The organism is Aeromonas sp. S5(2024) (assembly GCF_041403025.1).
Taxonomy (GTDB): Bacteria; Pseudomonadota; Gammaproteobacteria; order Enterobacterales; family Aeromonadaceae; genus Aeromonas; species Aeromonas hydrophila.
The window spans coordinates 1-1597 of sequence record NZ_JBGLRI010000022.1 but is presented as its reverse complement, the minus strand read 5'-3'; the positions used below and the strand labels follow the sequence as shown (position 1 = coordinate 1597).

The 1597-nt window shown below is 61.6% G+C and carries 1 protein-coding gene; it reads left to right on the top strand.

Features of this window, described 5'->3' with window-relative positions; all coding sequences use genetic code 11:
• Nucleotides 1-53 precede the first annotated feature (53 nt).
• Nucleotides 54-1597 (top strand): type VI secretion system effector VgrG (gene vgrG, locus ACB032_RS22080; RefSeq protein ID WP_371138775.1); only part of this gene is annotated, 1544 nt, incomplete at its 3' end.

The following is a 1597-nucleotide window of genomic DNA, read 5'->3' as shown; positions in this document are numbered from 1 at the left end:
CGGCGGTGTGGTGATTGGCTCAGGCAGCGGACAGGCAGGTTAAGGAGCGCTTCATGGCAGACAGCACAGGATTACAATTTACCGTCAAGGTGGGGGCCCTGCCCGAGAGCACCTTCGTGGTGGCCGAGTTTGCGCTGGATGAAGCGCTGAACCGGCCATTCAACCTGCGCCTAGAGCTGGCAAGTGCCCAGCCCGACATCGACTTTGGCGCCGTGCTGGACCAGCCGTGCGAGCTGCTGGTGTGGTACAACGGTGAGCTGCAGCGCCGGGTGTGCGGAGTGGTCAGTGACTTTGCGCAGGGTGACAGCGGTTTTCGCCGCACCCGCTATCAGCTCATGGTGCAGCCGGCCCTGTGGCGACTCTCTTTGCGCCAGAACTCCCGCATCTTCCAGGCACAAAAGCCCGATGAAATCCTCTCCATCCTGTTGCAAGAGCACGGCATCACCGACTACGCCTTTGCGCTCAAGAACGAGCACGCCAAGCGGGAATACTGCGTTCAGTACCGGGAAACCGACCTCGATTTCGTGAACCGCCTCGCCGCCGAGGAGGGGATGTTCTACTTCCACGAGTTTGAAGCGGGCAAGCACCGCATCGTGTTTGCCGACGACGCGGCGGCATTGACCCAAGGCCCCGAGCTCTTCTTCAACCTAGGTAACCGTTCCCTCGAGCAAGGCCCCTATGTGCGGCAGTTCCACTACCGGGAGGCGGTGCGCCCGTCGGATGTGGAGCTCAAAGACTACAGCTTCAAGACCCCGGCTTATGGTCTCTCTCACAAAAAGCAGGGCTCAGAACTCGAACATCAGCGCGACACTTATCAGCACTTCGATTTCCCGGGCCGCTACAAGCAGGATGGTAGCGGCAAGGCCTTTGCCCAACATCGGCTCGATGCGCTGCGCAATGATGCGGTGGCGGGCCAGGCTAAGTCCAACTGCGCCGCCTTGCTGCCGGGCCAGACGTTTTTACTCACCGAACATCCCAACGGCAGCCTCAACACCGACTGGCAAATCGTGCGCATCCAGCACACCGGCTTGCAGCCACAGGTGCTGGAAGAGGAGGGGGGAAGTGGCCCCACCGTCTACCACAACGAATTTAGCGTGGTGAAAGCGAGCACCACCTGGCGGGCACGCATCGGCAGCCCAGAGGCCCCTCACAAGCCGATGGTGGATGGCCCGCAAATCGCCATGGTGGTGGGCCCCGAGGGGGAGGAGATTTACTGCGACGAACATGGCCGGGTGAAACTGCAATTCCCGTGGGACCGCTACGGCAACTCCAACGACCAAAGCTCCTGCTGGGTGCGGGTCTCCCAGGGCTGGGCCGGTGGTCAGTACGGCATGATGGCCATCCCGCGTATCGGCCACGAGGTCATCGTCTCCTTCCTGGAAGGGGACCCCGACCAGCCCATCGTCACCGGCCGCACCTATCATGCCACCAACCGGCCGCCGTACGAGTTGCCGGCCAACAAGACCCGCACCGTGCTGCGCACCGAGTCCCACCAAGGCGAGGGTTTCAACGAGCTGCGCTTCGAAGACCAGGCGGCACAGGAAGAGATTTATATCCACGGTCAGAAAGACCTGAACGTGCTTATCGAGAATGATGC